Source organism: Mucilaginibacter sp. CAU 1740 (assembly GCF_039839285.1).
Classification (GTDB): Bacteria; Bacteroidota; Bacteroidia; order Sphingobacteriales; family Sphingobacteriaceae; genus Mucilaginibacter.
This window is the reverse complement of record NZ_JBDOQS010000003.1, coordinates 121,615-136,217: the sequence shown is the minus strand read 5'-3', so window position 1 is coordinate 136,217 and position 14,603 is coordinate 121,615. Positions and strand designations below refer to the sequence as shown.

Here is a 14,603-nt window from a genome sequence, read left to right as displayed (position 1 = left end):
AGTTTAATTAGTAAGTTTGGTATAGTAGTCCATTTCAACTTCTTTATATACGTTGCCTTGCTGATCGGTGTCTACGTTTTCATAACGTGTTACAAATTGTGTTCCGTTAAGCATTTTAATTTCTTCACTATACTCACTTGCAGGATAAGTACTGCCATTATCGTGAATTGGAGGTATTTTATAACTAACGGTTTTATCTGTTATGGTATACGTAAATGGAATGAGGTAAGTCCAATGATCAGCCCCTGTTCCGTCAGCTTTATATTCTACATAAGTATTAGCAATGATTTTTACTACAGTAGTGTGGGTCAGTTTATTGTTGGTATACTCGTAAATTGTATCTTTTTCGTTTACCCATTTGCCTATTATAAGGGATTTGTAATCAGGCTTGTTTGTAGGAGTTGGGTTATTGCTTTTACTACCGCAACCAAAAATAACCAGTGCGGCTGCGCACATGAGCAGGACTTTTTTCATTTTTTGTGATAAGAGATTAAATTTTGTGTGAAGATAGTGAGAAAAGTTGAGAATTTGAAGCGGATTAGGACTTTTGAGCTACCGCAAGGCTGTGCCTTGTGATAACCATGCTAAGTAGTGAATTTGCTTGTTGGAGCAGGGATTCTCTCTATTATTTTATTATTATAAAAAAAAATTACACATTAGAAGTTTTTAATAAATAACAATATCTGAATCTTGAACAATAGTTAATTTATGATAAAAAATTTACCTGACTCGAAGATTATTAAAGCATTAAAGAAAAATGAGAAAAATAGTAGTGCTACTTTAGATTATTTACAGGTACTAAGTCAATTTGCTGATTTAATAAGTAAAGAAGTTAGGTTCATTAGTTTATTGTTTCCCGAGTACACGCCACATGATGTTGATTATCATTTAAATAGACTGTTTTATGTTGCGGATGAATTATTAGGCGAGAAATTGATTAATAACCTCAATTCATCTGAATTGCTGATTTTATCATTGTCATTATATGGACACGATTGGGGAATGGCTGTATCAGAGGTTGAAAAAGAATATATTCAAACAGGTAATTTGAGAAGCGGCTTTTCTAAAGGTGATTATGCATTGTTGCATAATGAAGAGTCTGAATTTGAAAACTATATTGACGGCCTAAATAAATCAAAATCTGATAACATATCATTATTTGATTGGCAAGAATACGTAAGAAATACGCATGCAATTCGTAGTGGACAGCGTATAAGAAATTATTTTAAAAACATTAATCGAGGCCTTGGAGAGGCCACTGCTAAAACTTGTGAGGGACATTGGCTAGAGTTTAAAAGCATAGAGGATAACGTACTATATCCGACTAATTATTCGGTATCTGGCGAAGTCGTCAATTTAAAAGCCTTAGCTGTTTATGTAAGATTGATTGATTTATTAGACATAAGTCAAGACCGAACTCCATATCTAATTTGGAAATTCGTTGCTCCCAAAAATAGTCGCTCATATATGGAATGGCAGAAGCACCGTTCAATTAATTCTGTCACATTTAGTACATATCAGGATGGTAGGATAATTCAAGTAGATGGTGATACTGAAGATAGCGATGTTTATTCATCATTAATTGATCTGAAAAATTATTGTGATCAACAACTTCGCGGTTGCAATGATGTATTAAATCAAATTGTGATGAATTTTAGCAAACAGGGGCTCAAATCTTTGGATCTTTCAAGAACTGAATTTATTGATAGATATGATAATTGGGGAAGAAAGCTCTGGAATCAGTATCTTAAATACATTAAAGCTGAATATGAGAGGGAAATCAATGACAAATCTATTGCAGATCGGCTTTATGCCATTGCTCAATTAATATATTTCAATCGAATTCCAGTATATGATTTAATTGATATTGTTACTATAGAAGAGTGGCCAATACCAATGATTAACAAAGGCGGAAAATTTGAGGTGAAAACAATCGGAGATTTAGAAAACGAAGAAATTCATTTCCAACCACTATTTTTCTTTCACTTTTCTAAGCAGTTACTCACAAATTATCAATATTATAAAATTTCAAAACATATACTTGATAAATGGAAGAATGAATCGTTTGTGCTATACGACAATGATGAATCACCAGATTTTTTTAATAAATATTCTCATCAGGTAAAAATTATATTAAGATTGTCAAAGCAGATAATCGATTTTACGCATGAACTAAAATATTTTAGATTTTTGGAGCCGACAAAGATTGGCACTCCATCATTGATACAACCAATTTATTTGCCAAGAAAGATAGATAATGATGAATCCGATGTATATGTTGATATAGTAGATAAGGCGATAAGCGATATTGAATCATTGCAATACAATGAACTTAATGATTTAATCGAAATAATTAATAACAAATCGGATTCAAATTTCAGAATCACTATGCCTTTGATTGGCTGGTTTAGTTCTCCCAATGACTTTAAGTTTTCGTATGGATATAAGGTTCTTAATTGGCTCTATCCTAATTCTAAATTTCTTGTGAACATAATAGCGTACATTTCAAAGAGAAATATTAGTTTTAATTTGTTGCAGGTTCTTGTGGATACAATTAACGAGTTGCCATTTTTTAATTCAAATGTGTCTTCTGGAGGATTGTTTTTAGAAGATATTGACGATGTGTTTTTGAAGTTAATCGAAATTATAAAGCAAGAAAACTTACCCATTGATTTCTCAAAAGTTACTAAAGTGACATTTGATTTATTTGTCGAAGATTCGATTTTTGAAGATTACGAAGTTGATAGAAAACTGTATGATTTTTATTATAAAATAAATACAGATAGTCTTGATATTAATCCTAAATGTTATAAGAAAATAAAATAGCTTTTCAAATAGACCTTTGTAAATTGTCCGCAAACCTATTGCTGACGTCTATATGGCAACTCTTCCTAATTAGCGAATAAGCAATAAATAAAATACATTTTTTATGCCCGTAACCACCGGAACAACAGATAAATTCACACCACCCTATCCTCGATTTATCTTTGGCTGAACCTTTACCTAAACTATCAGTTCGGAGCCCCAGCTGGTTGTAAGTAAGCAGATGTTTAACATAGTTGCCATTATTAAACAATAGGTTAGGAGTTCTTACCTTCTTCCGGACAAACGAAAAATTGAGACACCGTATTTGTTACAAGTGAGGGGTGTAATCCAAGTACAACCTGGGTTTGCAATACAATGCCTATAATTAGGCAAATTATCCAGCCAAGAAACCATTTAATGGATAGCCCGGTTCGGTACACAGCGGCGTAGCATAATACCGTCATAACAAATAAAGCCAAAAATACAGGGTAGGTGAATTGTTGCCAGCTATCAATGTGGAGGCGGCGGGTAATAAAAATACTGAGCAGCATACAGGTACCCATAAAGCAAGCAAAGCCTATCCGCCTTATAAATTCCCACTTATTGCCTTCAAGTAGCAATATGGCCGCTACAACTATTGCAGCCCATTTAAATACCGATACAAAATTTGAAAACAGGATGGTGAGCGGCGAGGCCAGGTAGCCAAACTTTTGCCCAATAAACCAGGCGGTAACTAACCCGGAAACGGCAAAATAAATAATGGCAATAATGGCATTACGGGTGTTAGCGTGCATTAAAAAATTGTGAAGGTTTTATTATGCGATAAATGTATGTATTTATTACTTGAATTAAAAAGTAGGTAGGGTAACAAGATTGTGTTAAAGTAACACATTGATATTCCTGTTGGGAATATGGTGTGGAGAGAAGCAGTCACCGGCAAAAGCCTTTAAACAACAATAGCGACAGGTTGCCCCGTCGCTATTGCTATACCTATTATATTATATATGGTGTAAATATTATAACCCGAAGGCTGCTTTCACCTGGTCAACATAGTCAAGTTTTTCCCAGGTAAACAATTCAACTTCGCGCTCAAGTTTGCCGCCATCGTGACCAACAAATGTTTTGGTAACGGTTTCGTTAGGGCGGCCGAAGTGACCGTAAGCAGCGGTTTCGCTGTAAATAGGGTTACGCAGTTTAAAGCGGGTTTCGATAGCGTATGGGGTCATGTTGAAAATGCCTTCTACTTTTTTAGCTATCTCGCCATCGTGCAAATCAATTTTGGCAGTACCGTAAGTGTTTACATAAATACCCATTGGCTGTGCAACGCCTATAGCGTATGATACTTGTACCAATACCTCATCGCACAAACCGGCAGCAACCAGGTTTTTAGCAATGTGACGGGTAGCATAAGCAGCCGAGCGGTCAACCTTTGATGGATCTTTACCAGAGAATGCACCACCACCGTGTGCACCTTTACCACCATAAGTATCAACAATAATTTTACGGCCTGTTAAGCCGGTATCGCCATGTGGCCCGCCGATAACAAATTTACCGGTTGGGTTGATGTGATACTTAATATTATCGTTAAAGAAGTGCGCGTATTTAGGATATTTAGCTTTAACACGAGGGATCAGGATGCTGATGATATCGGCACTGATCTTGGCCAGCATGGCTTGCTCTTCGTCAAAATCATCGTGCTGGGTCGAGATCACGATGGCGTCGATGCGTTGTGGTTTGTTATCGTCGCTATACTCTAAAGTAACCTGCGATTTTGCGTCAGGACGTAAATATTTGATCTCGTTGTTTTCGCGGCGGATAGCTGCAAGCTCAATTAATAAGGCGTGAGCGATATCAAGCGCTAAAGGCATGTAGTTGTCGGTTTCAACAGTAGCGTAACCAAACATCATGCCCTGGTCGCCGGCACCTTGTTCTTCTTTTGCTTTACGGTCAACACCCTGGTTAATATCGGGCGATTGCTCGTGAATGGCCGATAGCACCCCGCACGAGCTGCCATCAAACATATATTCGCCTTTAGTGTACCCAATTTTGTTAATTACCTCACGGGCAATTTTCTGTACATCTAAATAGGCTTTTGATTTTACTTCGCCGGCTAAAATAACCTGGCCTGTGGTTACCAGCGTTTCGCAGGCAACTTTCGATTCGGCATCAAATGCTAAAAAATGATCAATCAGCGCGTCCGAGATCTGATCAGCTACTTTATCCGGGTGACCTTCTGATACGGACTCTGAAGTAAATAAATATGACATAAATTTTAAATAAGTAATATTAAGTTAGATGCGGAAGGGTTTATGCGCGGATCGGTGTAAAAGAGAAGCATGGTTTTAGCACTTTTTTACGTGGTTGCAATCCGGTTCCGGGTATTCGGGAACATTAAATCAGTCCACATTCGGGCGGTAAAAATAAAACAAATTTCATAAAGCCGGAAATACATTTACTTTTGACGATTGAAATAAGATATATAGTTGAAACGGAAAGCGTTATTTATAATTAACCCAATTTCGGGCGGGAAGAAGAAGGACGGGGTACCTGAACTGATCAGTGAAACAATTGATGCCGGTGTGCTTGAGCCGGTTATAGCATTTAGCGATGGGGTAGCCCACGCACGCGTTATTGCTGGTGAAGCGATAGGTAAATTTGATACAGTAGTGGCCGTTGGCGGCGATGGTACAGTGAACGAGGTAGCATCGGCCATTGTAGGTACCGAAACATCGTTAGGCATTGTGCCGTTTGGATCAGGAAATGGCCTCGCGAGGTTTTTGGGCATCCCCATGGATACCAAAGAAGCTATTAAAAACCTGGCCTCGGGTAGGGTAGAACTGATCGATTCGGCGAGGATAAACGGACAGGCTTTTTTTAATATGGCAGGCATGGGCTTTGATGCCCATATCAGCGAGATCTTTTCGCATGGTAAAAAAAGGGGCTTTATCAGCTATATTAAATCATCTATTAAAGAGGTGATGGGTTATGAGGCTCAAAACTATCATTTAGATATCGATGGTAATAAATATGATTACAAAGCATTTATGCTCAGCATAGCCAATTCATCCCAATATGGTAATAATGTGCATATTTCGCCAAAGGCCAGTTTGCAGGATGGTTTGCTGGATGTTTGCGTGATCAAACCCTTCCCCTTATGGAGGTTTCCGGAAATGAGTATGCGAATGATATTAAAAGCTACCGAAAGCTCAAAATACGTAAAGATCATCCGTGGAAAGCAAATTATTATAAAACGAGAACATACCGGCCCCATTCACCTGGATGGCGAACCGCAAATGGCGGGTACCGGGGTAGATATCAATATATTGCCCAATTCATTAAAAGTTATAGTTGGTTCACAATATAAAAACTGATTGGCATGGCTAAAAAAAACTTTACAGGCGTAGTTTACTCAACCGACCCTGATTTTCACTACCAGGAAGATGGGGGAGGGGAGGCTCAAACATTACCGCCGCAGCAGCAAAATTTGAAAATATACCTTGATCGTAAAGGCGGCAGTAAACTGGTAACCCGTATTACCGGTTTTATAGGTACCGATGCTGATCTGGAAAGCCTTGGTAAAAAACTAAAAACCAAATGCGGCGTAGGCGGCTCGGCAAAAGACGGCGAAATATTGATACAGGGCGATTTCCGGGATAAAATTTTAACTTTACTCCAAACAGATGGTTACAAGGCTAAAAAAGCAGGCGGCTAACCATATCTAAAATTTATAAACTTTTGTTTAAGGCCGTCGCTAAAATAAATGTATCCTAAACAAAAAATGCAACTCAGCGTTACAAACCTTACGGCTGAGTTAAATGTATCGTAGCTTTATTACCAACTTTTTAAAAAACGATACAATTTTGGCTTGGTAACATAAATTTTATGTGTTATCACTTGCTATTTTTAAAAAAAATGGTTTTCATTGCAAATAATTGTGTTGGCAACACACAATAAATTTGTAATGTTGCGTTAATAAACACCAACCCGATACAGAATGATATTCTGTATTAAAAAATTGTAAAGAATAACATAAATGGTTTTTTTAATTCAATAAAATTCTATTTTTGTTATTCCCAACTAACAGCGCATTTTAACTAACTTATAAAATAAACAAAAACAAAAACTAAAAATTCAAAAGTAATGGCAAACGCACCAACAAAACCAACTACTCCTGTTAAGAAAGAAAGCTCAAGTGCATCGGGCATGTTTGCTTCTTTGACTATTCCAATTTGTATCGCTGTATCTGTATGTATATTCATTTTCATTTTAGGTGACCCAAGCCACTTCGCTGGTGGTGATGTTGAAAAAGGTAACCCAGCCGATATCTTCGGAACTGTACACAAGGGTGGTGTAATTGTACCTCTGATCATGTCATTTTTATTAATGGTGATCGTTTTCTCTATCGAGCGTTTTGTTGTTATCAGCAAAGCTTCTGGTTCAGGTAGTGTTGACGCTTTCGTTAGAAAAGTTCAAGCTGCTTTAAACTCTGGTAACATCTCTGCAGCTTCTGCTGAGTGCGACAAACAAAAAGGTTCTGTTGCTAACGTTATCAAATCGGCTCTTAAAAAATACAGCGAAATGGAAGCTGAACCAAACCTTGACGTAGATCAAAAAACTTTGGCTATCCAAAAAGACATCGAAGAAGCTACAGCTTTAGAAATGCCAATGCTTGAGCAAAACCTTACTATCATTGCTACCCTGGTATCTATCGGTACATTAACCGGTTTGTTAGGTACAGTAATCGGTATGATCGGTGCGTTCTCAACTCTTGCTGCTGCAGGTGCTCCAAACCCAAGCGAACTTTCTGCTCACATTTCAGAAGCCTTGATCAACACTGCATTAGGTATCAGTACTTCAGCTATCTCAATTATCATGTACAACGTATTTACTTCGAAAATTGATAAATTGACTTACGCTATCGACGAAACTGGTTTCAGCATCGTTCAAACATTCGCTGCTTCACACAAAAACAGCAGGTAAAATATATTAGTGGTTTCCGGCCTCAATTTTAGGGCCGGATGATTAATAGCTTATAACACTATATATTTTAAAAAGAGATAAAAATGGCAAAGGTAAAAGTTCCAAGGAAGAGTACAGCAATTGACATGACCGCCATGTGCGACGTGGCGTTCCTGCTGTTAACTTTCTTTATATTAACGGCAAAGCCAAGAACCGAAGAACCGGTTCCGATCGATGTGCCGAAATCTTCTATCCAGCAGCCCGTTCCTGACGAAAACTTTGCTACTATCTCTGTAGGTAAAGACAAAGCTTTCTTCGGAATTGAAGGCACTGATCTTCGCAGGGCTACGTTAACCCAGATGGGTGAAATTTATAAAACAACGTTCACTCCTGAAGAGATTAAAAGATTTACGACCACCGCTTCATTTGGCGTGCCAATGAATCAGTTAAAACAGTTTCTGGCTTTATCAGTTGAAGACCAGAAAAAGTTTACCCAACCAGGTATTCCCCGCGATTCTGTAAGCAACGAGTTGTTTAACTGGATCCGTGAAGCCCGTAAAGCTACCGTAGCGCTGCACCAGGTGCAAATGCGTATAGCTATTAAAGGCGATAACAAAGAAGCATACCCGGTTATAAAGGACGTGATCAATATTTTGCAAAAGCAAAAAGTTAATAAATTCAGTTTGATCACCGCAGTTAGTGGTGGTAAAAAATAAGAAATCATGGCAGAATTAGATACCTCCGGGGGAGGCAAACACAAAGGCGGGAAGGTTAGAAGTAAAAAGCAATCAACCCGTATCGATTTAACCGCGATGGTGGATTTGGCTTTCTTGCTGATCACATTCTTTATCATGACAACAACATTGTCCAAGCCAAAAGCGATGGACTTGAATATGCCTGATAAGGATGAAAAAACAAAAGACCAGCTGGCTGTAAAAGCATCATCATCATTAACGTTGTTATTAGGTAGCAACGATAAATTTGAATGGTACCTTGGTGAAGCAGGAAAATCAGCTCCAACTGTGGATAATTATGGTAAAGATGGCCTGCGTAAGTTACTTGTTGAAAAAGGCAAGGACATTATGACTGCTACCGGCAAACCTATGATCGTTTTGATTAAGCCAAGTGATAAATCAAACTATAAAAACGTGGTTTCTGTATTAGATGAGATAAACATCACCGGAGTACAGGTTTACGCTATAGTTGATATATTCCCGGCCGAAGTTGAGATCTTGAAAAGAGACGGTCTTTACCAATAATATTTTATATTAAATAACGTTAATTAACCATTAAAGCCTAAAAGATGTTAGGATCAAAATTAGACATACTTAAGCAAGAATGGATCGACGTTGTTTTTAATAGCCGCAATAAAAACTACGGTGCTTATGAGTTAAGAAGAGATAACTCAAAAAACACGCTTAGGGCATTGATGATCGCAGTAGCATTATTTGTTTTCATCATTTCATTGCCAACTATTATTAACAAACTAAAAGGTCTCATTCCTAAAGCACCGGAGAAAGTGAAGATAACAGACGTGGTGCTGTTGCCTCCTCCTCCCGTAGATCAAACCAAGAAACCACCTCCGCCACCTCCGGAACCACCAAAACCGAAGGTTGACCAGGTACGTTTCCCTCCTCCGATTGTAAAACCGGATAACGAGGTTAAAGAAAAAGATCCACCAACTGTAAAAGAACTTGCGGTTGCGGATCCAGGCCAGAAAGACCAAAAGGGTGACCCTAACGCCGACATCAGGATTGATGAGCCGGTAGGTAACTCAGACGTTAAGCAAGTTGTTGAAGCCGACCCTAACCAGATCTTTACATCGGTTGAGCAGGTTCCAGAGTTTGCAGGCGGTTTGGAAAAATTTGGTGCTTACTTAAGTAAAAACATCAGGTATCCGGCCGTAGCCCGCGAAAACAACGTACAAGGTCGTGTAATTTGTACCTTCGTTGTGGAACGTGATGGCTCGTTAACCGATATCAAAGTTGTACGTGGTATTGGTAGCGGTTGCGATGAGGAAGCTATTCGTGTATTGAAAAATTCACCAAAATGGAAACCTGGTATTCAGAACGGTCGTCCGGTTCGTGTACAGTACAGCGTTCCAATCAGCTTTACTTTAGCATCTGAAGAGTAAACAATGCATTTTAATTATAATTCAAAGCGAAAATCGCCCCAAAGGCGGTTTTCGCTTATTTTAGGAGCTTGTGCCTTAGTTTGTTTTATAGCTTTAGGCATCATGATTATGTTTTGGGACGCCCTTCCCATACAGCTGGAACACTACCAGCGAATTCTTTTTGGGTTATTTGTGATAGGATATGCCATCCTTCGGTTTTCAAGATTATTTAAGAAAGATCAATATGTTGGTGAAGAATAGCGCTATTTCATTTTATGTTTTTTTTGTACTTGCAGTGGGCGTAGCGCTCCAGTCATGTGAACGAAAAAAAGATAAGCACATTTCTAACGATACATATAAATCGGGCAAGGTAACCTTTGTGGTTGATGATTCATTTTCTCCCATCATAAGTCAGGAGCAATATGTATTTGAAAGCCTCAATCCCGATGCGCATATCAACATGCTTTATAAAACCGAGAATGAAGCTGTGAACATGCTGCTCAATGATAGTGTGCGTGTAGCGGTACTATCAAGGGATTTGAAACCGGCCGAAAAGGATATCCTTAAAAAATATGGACTGATACCCGAGGTGGTACGCTTTGCAACAGATGCTGTTACTCTTATTGTAAACAAAGCGTCTGTTGATACTACCATAACCGTGGGTGCTCTTAAAAAGATGCTTAACGGGCAGGAGACTCAGAACAAAACAATTGTTTTTGATAATCCAAATTCGAGCCTGGTAAGGTATTTGAAAGATTTTTCGGGCAACCAGCAATTGAAGGAGAAAAATATCTACGCGCTTAAATCAAACAAAGACGTTATTAAGTATGTTAGCGAACATACAGATGCCATAGGTATTGTAGGTTTTGCCTGGCTTGATGACCCTGATAAAGATTACGCGCCTTATGTAGATAAGGTAAATATTGTTGGGGTTAGGGATGAGGCTAATAAGGCCTTTCCTGATCAGTATTTTAAACCTTCGCAAGAAACTATGGTCTTAAAACAGTACCCTTTAAGCAGGGGATTGTACATGATCAATAATACAAATAAATCGGGCCTGGGTGCAGGGTTCACCAACTTTTTGGCGAACGATCGCGGACAGAGGATCATTTTAAAATCGGGTTTATTGCCTGATTCTATCCCCCCGAGAGAAGTATATTTAAAAAGTAAACTATAACTAAATAAAGATGAAAGTGATCAGTAAAATAGCTACGGCTTCATTAGGACTGGTATTTTTAGGTTCATCATCAGTTTTTGCGCAGAGTCTTGCCGACGCCAAAAAAGCTATTGACGCCGAACAATATCAAAAAGCAGAGTCGATGCTCAAAACCCTTACTACTACCCAACCAACTAAAGACGAAAACTTTTTCTATTTAGGCTGGGTGTACATTAAACAGGACTATTCAGATTCAGCGAAAGTTGTTTTCAATAAAGGTATAGCCGCCAACCCAAAATCAGCTTTAAACTATGCAGGCTTAGGTGCAGTAGCCCGTTTGGATAAAGATAACGCTGGCGCTACTACAAATTTTAACCAGGCTACTACGTTGGCAGGAAAAGATACCAAAGCTTACACTTATGTAGGTTTATCGTACCTGTTACCAACAACTGCAGATAAAAAAGTTGCTCCTGCTGATGCAGACGCTGCTATTGCTGTATTAACTAAAGGTAAAGCCATCAACGCGAAAGATGTTGACCTGCTTATCGCTTTAGGTGATGCTTACCGTTCGGTATTAAAAAGTAACGAAGCTTACTCAAACTACTCAGACGCTTCGGCACTTGATCCTAAAAACCCAGCAGCTAAAGTTGCTACAGGTGTATTGTACAAATTTGCCAATAACTTTGATGGTTCGGAGCAGCAATATAAAGATGCTTTGGCTATCAATCCTAACTATGGTCCTGCTTACCGTGAGTGGGCTGAAACAGATCTTCGTTGGTCATTAACTGATCCTAAAATGGCGTCAGCTAAAATCAAAGAAGCTGTTGATCATTACAAACAATACCTGAGCTTAACAGATCAGTCAGTAGAGTCGCAAATGCGTTATGCGGATTTCTTGATCCTTGCCGGTGATTATAAAACTTTGCAACAGGTAGCAACTGATCTTTCAAAATCAGCAAGCACAAATGCAAGGGTTTATCGCTACATCGCTTATTCAGCTTACGAAAACAAGGATTACCCTACAGGTATCACTGCTATCAATACCTGGTTCCAAAAAGCTGATCCAAAACGTATCATCCCTCGCGATTACCTGTACCAAGGTCGTTTGCAATTAGCTTCAGGTCAGGATTCAGTAGGTATCAACACCTTGAAAAAAGCTTTAGAGCTTGATAGCACCCAAGTTGATGTTTATGGTGAAATTGCCAAAGCATATTATGGTAAAAAGAAATATGTTGAGGCTGGCGATGCTTACAGGCAAGTAACTTTAAAAGGTGGCCGTAGCGTAACCTTGAATGATTACCTGCGCGAAGGCTTAAGCTACTTTTTCGGCTATCAAGGTCAGATAAAAGGTGGCAAACCTGATACCGCGTTGTTAACTAAAGCTGATTCGGCATTTAGCTATATCAACCAGAAAAGCCCTAACGTTGCTGCAGCATACCAGTTCCGTGCTTATGTAAATGACTACAAAGAACCGGACCGTAACAACATTAAAGGTTTAGCAAAACCATTCTACGAAAAATTCATTGAACTTACAGTAGCTAAAGGTGCTCCGGATGAAAGGGCCAAAAAAGATTTGGCCGAAGCATATGCTTACTTAGGTACTTATTATGAGTTTAAAGAGAAAGATGATGCTAAAGCTTCAGAAAACTATACTAAGGCACGTGAAAACGATCCTACAAACAGACAAGCTTTAAACTACTTCCAACGCAAAAGCGGCGGTGGTAAAGGCAAGTAATTGAAAGTATAATGTATAATAAAAGGCTTCCCGGATAGGGAGGCCTTTTACGTTTTATATCTATCCTGTTTTAGCAAGAATTGTCCAATCGGTACAATTGCCTATTAAGATTAATAATTAATAAGAGAAATGATTGATAACCTCACAAAACATACTTTTTTATTATTAATCCATTAGTATATTTGCGGCATGGAAGCACACAGTTTACCAGTTAATTATTTGCCCATCATATTTCAGATGTTGGTGGCGTTAGGCTTTGTTGTAACAACCATGTTTGTTACCCACAAAATAGGCCCTAAACGTAAAACTAAAGATAAACTAACCCCTTTCGAATCGGGTATTGAAGTAGTAGGTAACGCCCGTACACCAATCTCCATTAAATATTTCCTTGTAGCTATCTTGTTTGTGCTGTTTGACGTGGAGGTTATTTTTATGTATCCATGGGCTGTAAACTTTAAGGCATTAGGTACTACCGGCCTTGTTGAAATGTTCATCTTCATGGCTACCCTTTTATTAGGCTTTATCTACGTAATAAAGAAGGGCGCGCTGGATTGGGATTAAGTTTAGAACGATTCTAAATATAGCCCCCGTAAGGCCATTGTGTACCTTTTACATCGTTATTATTGTAAATTTGCTCTCGTTATTTGCGCTTTGCGAATGATGATTTCTCTATCAATATAGTTCAATGAGTGATATTCAATTAGTTGATGCCCCTGCCGGAGTTGAAGGCGCCGGGTTTTTTGCTACCTCGCTTGATAAAGCAATAGGTATAGCACGCTCAAATTCACTGTGGCCTTTGCCTTTTGCCACTTCATGCTGCGGTATCGAATTTATGGCCACTATGGCTTCCCACTATGATCTTTCGCGTTTTGGTGCTGAAAGGCTGAGCTTTTCGCCACGCCAGGCCGACTTGCTGATGGTTATGGGTACTATCTCAAAAAAGATGGCCCCTGTACTGCGTCAGGTTTATCTGCAAATGGCCGAGCCCCGTTGGGTTATAGCCGTTGGTGCCTGCGCGTCAAGCGGTGGTATATTTGATACTTACTCAGTATTGCAGGGTATTGATGAGGTTATCCCGGTAGATGTTTACGTACCAGGTTGCCCTCCGCGCCCCGAAGCAATTATAGATGGTTTTATGAATATTCAGGAACTGGTAAAAACGGAAACGCTACGCAGAAGGAGCGAACCTAAATACCAGGCATTATTAGCTAAATACGGAATCCAATAATGGCTAAGATCCCTAACGAACAACTGATTAAGGCGATTGCCGATAAATTTGATACCCAGGTAACCGTTGTTGGTGAGCCATACGAGCTACTAACAGTTGAAACCGGCCGCGAGCAGATCATCGACCTGTTAACTTTCCTGAAAACAGACGTTGAATTAAAATTCACTTTCCTTACAGATATTACAGCTATCCACTATCCTGAACAGGAAAAACAGATAGGGGTTATTTATCACCTGCACAGTCTTACTACCAATACCCGCATCCGGGTAAAAGTGTTTTTGACTGATGGTGATGTGCATATTCCGAGTGCTACTGTGCTTTGGGATGGTGCCAACTGGATGGAACGTGAAACCTATGATTTTTTCGGGGTAATATTTGATGGTCACCCAGATCTGCGCCGTATTTTGAACGTAGATGATATGACCGCTTTCCCGATGCGTAAGGAGTTTCCGTTGGAAGACCCTAACCGTGTTGATAAGAAAGACTTCTATTTCGGAAGATAGTATATTATAGAAACAAGAAAATGAGAAACAAGAAGTAAGAGATAGAAAATAAGAGAGAGGAAGTAAGACAAATTCCCGTCTTGACTCTTGATCTCTTGGCTCCT

General features: G+C 38.9%; 15 protein-coding genes. 12 read left to right on the top strand and 3 right to left on the bottom strand.

Annotated features, from left to right (window positions below):
- Nucleotides 1–3: 3 nt before the first annotated feature.
- Nucleotides 4–474 carry a hypothetical protein gene (locus tag AAFN85_RS08105; RefSeq protein WP_347526623.1) on the bottom strand — a complete coding sequence of 157 codons (471 nt, stop codon included), beginning with the start codon at nucleotides 472–474 and terminating at the stop codon, nucleotides 4–6.
- 234 nt (nucleotides 475–708) lie between these two features.
- On the opposite strand from AAFN85_RS08105, the gene AAFN85_RS08100 reads away from it, so the two are divergent.
- On the top strand, nucleotides 709–2,826 hold the full coding sequence (locus AAFN85_RS08100; protein ID WP_347526621.1) for a hypothetical protein: 2,118 nt from the start codon (nucleotides 709–711) through the stop codon (nucleotides 2,824–2,826).
- A 254-nt stretch (nucleotides 2,827–3,080) separates the two neighbouring features.
- Here the strand turns inward: AAFN85_RS08100 and AAFN85_RS08095 are convergent, their stop codons facing one another.
- Nucleotides 3,081–3,599, bottom strand: a complete 519-nt coding sequence (locus tag AAFN85_RS08095) for a hypothetical protein (RefSeq protein ID WP_347526619.1) — start codon at nucleotides 3,597–3,599, stop codon at nucleotides 3,081–3,083.
- A 222-nt stretch (nucleotides 3,600–3,821) separates the two neighbouring features.
- Nucleotides 3,822–5,072: a methionine adenosyltransferase gene (gene metK / locus AAFN85_RS08090; protein WP_347526617.1), complete on the bottom strand. Its 1,251-nt coding sequence runs from the start codon at nucleotides 5,070–5,072 to the stop codon at nucleotides 3,822–3,824.
- Between the two features lie 216 nt (nucleotides 5,073–5,288).
- Between metK and AAFN85_RS08085 the strand changes: the two genes are divergently transcribed.
- From AAFN85_RS08085 to AAFN85_RS08035, 11 genes are all read left to right on the top strand, one after another.
- Nucleotides 5,289–6,176, top strand: coding sequence for a diacylglycerol kinase family protein (locus AAFN85_RS08085; RefSeq protein ID WP_347526615.1), 888 nt, complete (start codon nucleotides 5,289–5,291; stop codon nucleotides 6,174–6,176).
- A gap of 5 nt (nucleotides 6,177–6,181) precedes the next feature.
- Nucleotides 6,182–6,517 carry a translation initiation factor gene (locus tag AAFN85_RS08080; protein ID WP_347526614.1) on the top strand — a complete coding sequence of 112 codons (336 nt, stop codon included), beginning with the start codon at nucleotides 6,182–6,184 and terminating at the stop codon, nucleotides 6,515–6,517.
- Between the two features lie 428 nt (nucleotides 6,518–6,945).
- Nucleotides 6,946–7,785, top strand: coding sequence for a MotA/TolQ/ExbB proton channel family protein (locus tag AAFN85_RS08075; protein WP_347526612.1), 840 nt, complete (start codon nucleotides 6,946–6,948; stop codon nucleotides 7,783–7,785).
- An 83-nt stretch (nucleotides 7,786–7,868) separates the two neighbouring features.
- Entirely contained in the window at nucleotides 7,869–8,480 is a 612-nt protein-coding gene (locus AAFN85_RS08070; protein WP_347526610.1) for a biopolymer transporter ExbD, read from the top strand.
- 6 nt (nucleotides 8,481–8,486) lie between these two features.
- Nucleotides 8,487–9,023, top strand: a complete 537-nt coding sequence (locus AAFN85_RS08065) for a biopolymer transporter ExbD (protein WP_347526609.1) — start codon at nucleotides 8,487–8,489, stop codon at nucleotides 9,021–9,023.
- A gap of 44 nt (nucleotides 9,024–9,067) precedes the next feature.
- Complete coding sequence (locus AAFN85_RS08060) at nucleotides 9,068–9,898, top strand: TonB family protein (RefSeq protein ID WP_347526608.1); 831 nt, start codon at nucleotides 9,068–9,070, stop codon at nucleotides 9,896–9,898.
- 223 nt (nucleotides 9,899–10,121) lie between these two features.
- Entirely contained in the window at nucleotides 10,122–11,054 is a 933-nt protein-coding gene (locus tag AAFN85_RS08055; RefSeq protein WP_347526607.1) for a substrate-binding domain-containing protein, read from the top strand.
- Nucleotides 11,055–11,064: 10 nt separating this feature from the next.
- Nucleotides 11,065–12,768, top strand: a complete 1,704-nt coding sequence (locus AAFN85_RS08050; RefSeq protein WP_347526606.1) for a hypothetical protein — start codon at nucleotides 11,065–11,067, stop codon at nucleotides 12,766–12,768.
- 189 nt (nucleotides 12,769–12,957) lie between these two features.
- Complete coding sequence (locus tag AAFN85_RS08045; RefSeq protein WP_347526605.1) at nucleotides 12,958–13,329, top strand: NADH-quinone oxidoreductase subunit A; 372 nt, start codon at nucleotides 12,958–12,960, stop codon at nucleotides 13,327–13,329.
- A gap of 124 nt (nucleotides 13,330–13,453) precedes the next feature.
- Entirely contained in the window at nucleotides 13,454–13,996 is a 543-nt protein-coding gene (locus AAFN85_RS08040) for an NADH-quinone oxidoreductase subunit B (RefSeq protein ID WP_119407684.1), read from the top strand.
- Entirely contained in the window at nucleotides 13,996–14,499 is a 504-nt protein-coding gene (locus AAFN85_RS08035) for an NADH-quinone oxidoreductase subunit C (RefSeq protein ID WP_347526603.1), read from the top strand. The genes AAFN85_RS08040 and AAFN85_RS08035 overlap by 1 nt, the downstream gene beginning before the upstream one ends.
- Nucleotides 14,500–14,603 lie beyond the last annotated feature (104 nt).

Bases quoted from the DNA above. Each gene is read 5' to 3' on its own strand.
- metK (WP_347526617.1), bottom strand. From the start codon at position 5,072: ATGTCATATTTATTTACTTCAGAGTCCGTATCAGAAGGTCACCCGGAT.
- AAFN85_RS08060 (WP_347526608.1), top strand. From the start codon at position 9,068: ATGTTAGGATCAAAATTAGACATACTTAAGCAAGAATGGATCGACGTT.
- AAFN85_RS08035 (WP_347526603.1), top strand. From the start codon at position 13,996: ATGGCTAAGATCCCTAACGAACAACTGATTAAGGCGATTGCCGATAAA.
- AAFN85_RS08105 (WP_347526623.1), bottom strand. From the start codon at position 474: ATGAAAAAAGTCCTGCTCATGTGCGCAGCCGCACTGGTTATTTTTGGT.
- AAFN85_RS08080 (WP_347526614.1), top strand. From the start codon at position 6,182: ATGGCTAAAAAAAACTTTACAGGCGTAGTTTACTCAACCGACCCTGAT.
- AAFN85_RS08095 (WP_347526619.1), bottom strand. From the start codon at position 3,599: ATGCACGCTAACACCCGTAATGCCATTATTGCCATTATTTATTTTGCC.
- AAFN85_RS08065 (WP_347526609.1), top strand. From the start codon at position 8,487: ATGGCAGAATTAGATACCTCCGGGGGAGGCAAACACAAAGGCGGGAAG.
- AAFN85_RS08075 (WP_347526612.1), top strand. From the start codon at position 6,946: ATGGCAAACGCACCAACAAAACCAACTACTCCTGTTAAGAAAGAAAGC.
- AAFN85_RS08040 (WP_119407684.1), top strand. From the start codon at position 13,454: ATGAGTGATATTCAATTAGTTGATGCCCCTGCCGGAGTTGAAGGCGCC.
- AAFN85_RS08045 (WP_347526605.1), top strand. From the start codon at position 12,958: ATGGAAGCACACAGTTTACCAGTTAATTATTTGCCCATCATATTTCAG.
- AAFN85_RS08050 (WP_347526606.1), top strand. From the start codon at position 11,065: ATGAAAGTGATCAGTAAAATAGCTACGGCTTCATTAGGACTGGTATTT.
- AAFN85_RS08055 (WP_347526607.1), top strand. From the start codon at position 10,122: ATGTTGGTGAAGAATAGCGCTATTTCATTTTATGTTTTTTTTGTACTT.
- AAFN85_RS08100 (WP_347526621.1), top strand. From the start codon at position 709: ATGATAAAAAATTTACCTGACTCGAAGATTATTAAAGCATTAAAGAAA.
- AAFN85_RS08070 (WP_347526610.1), top strand. From the start codon at position 7,869: ATGGCAAAGGTAAAAGTTCCAAGGAAGAGTACAGCAATTGACATGACC.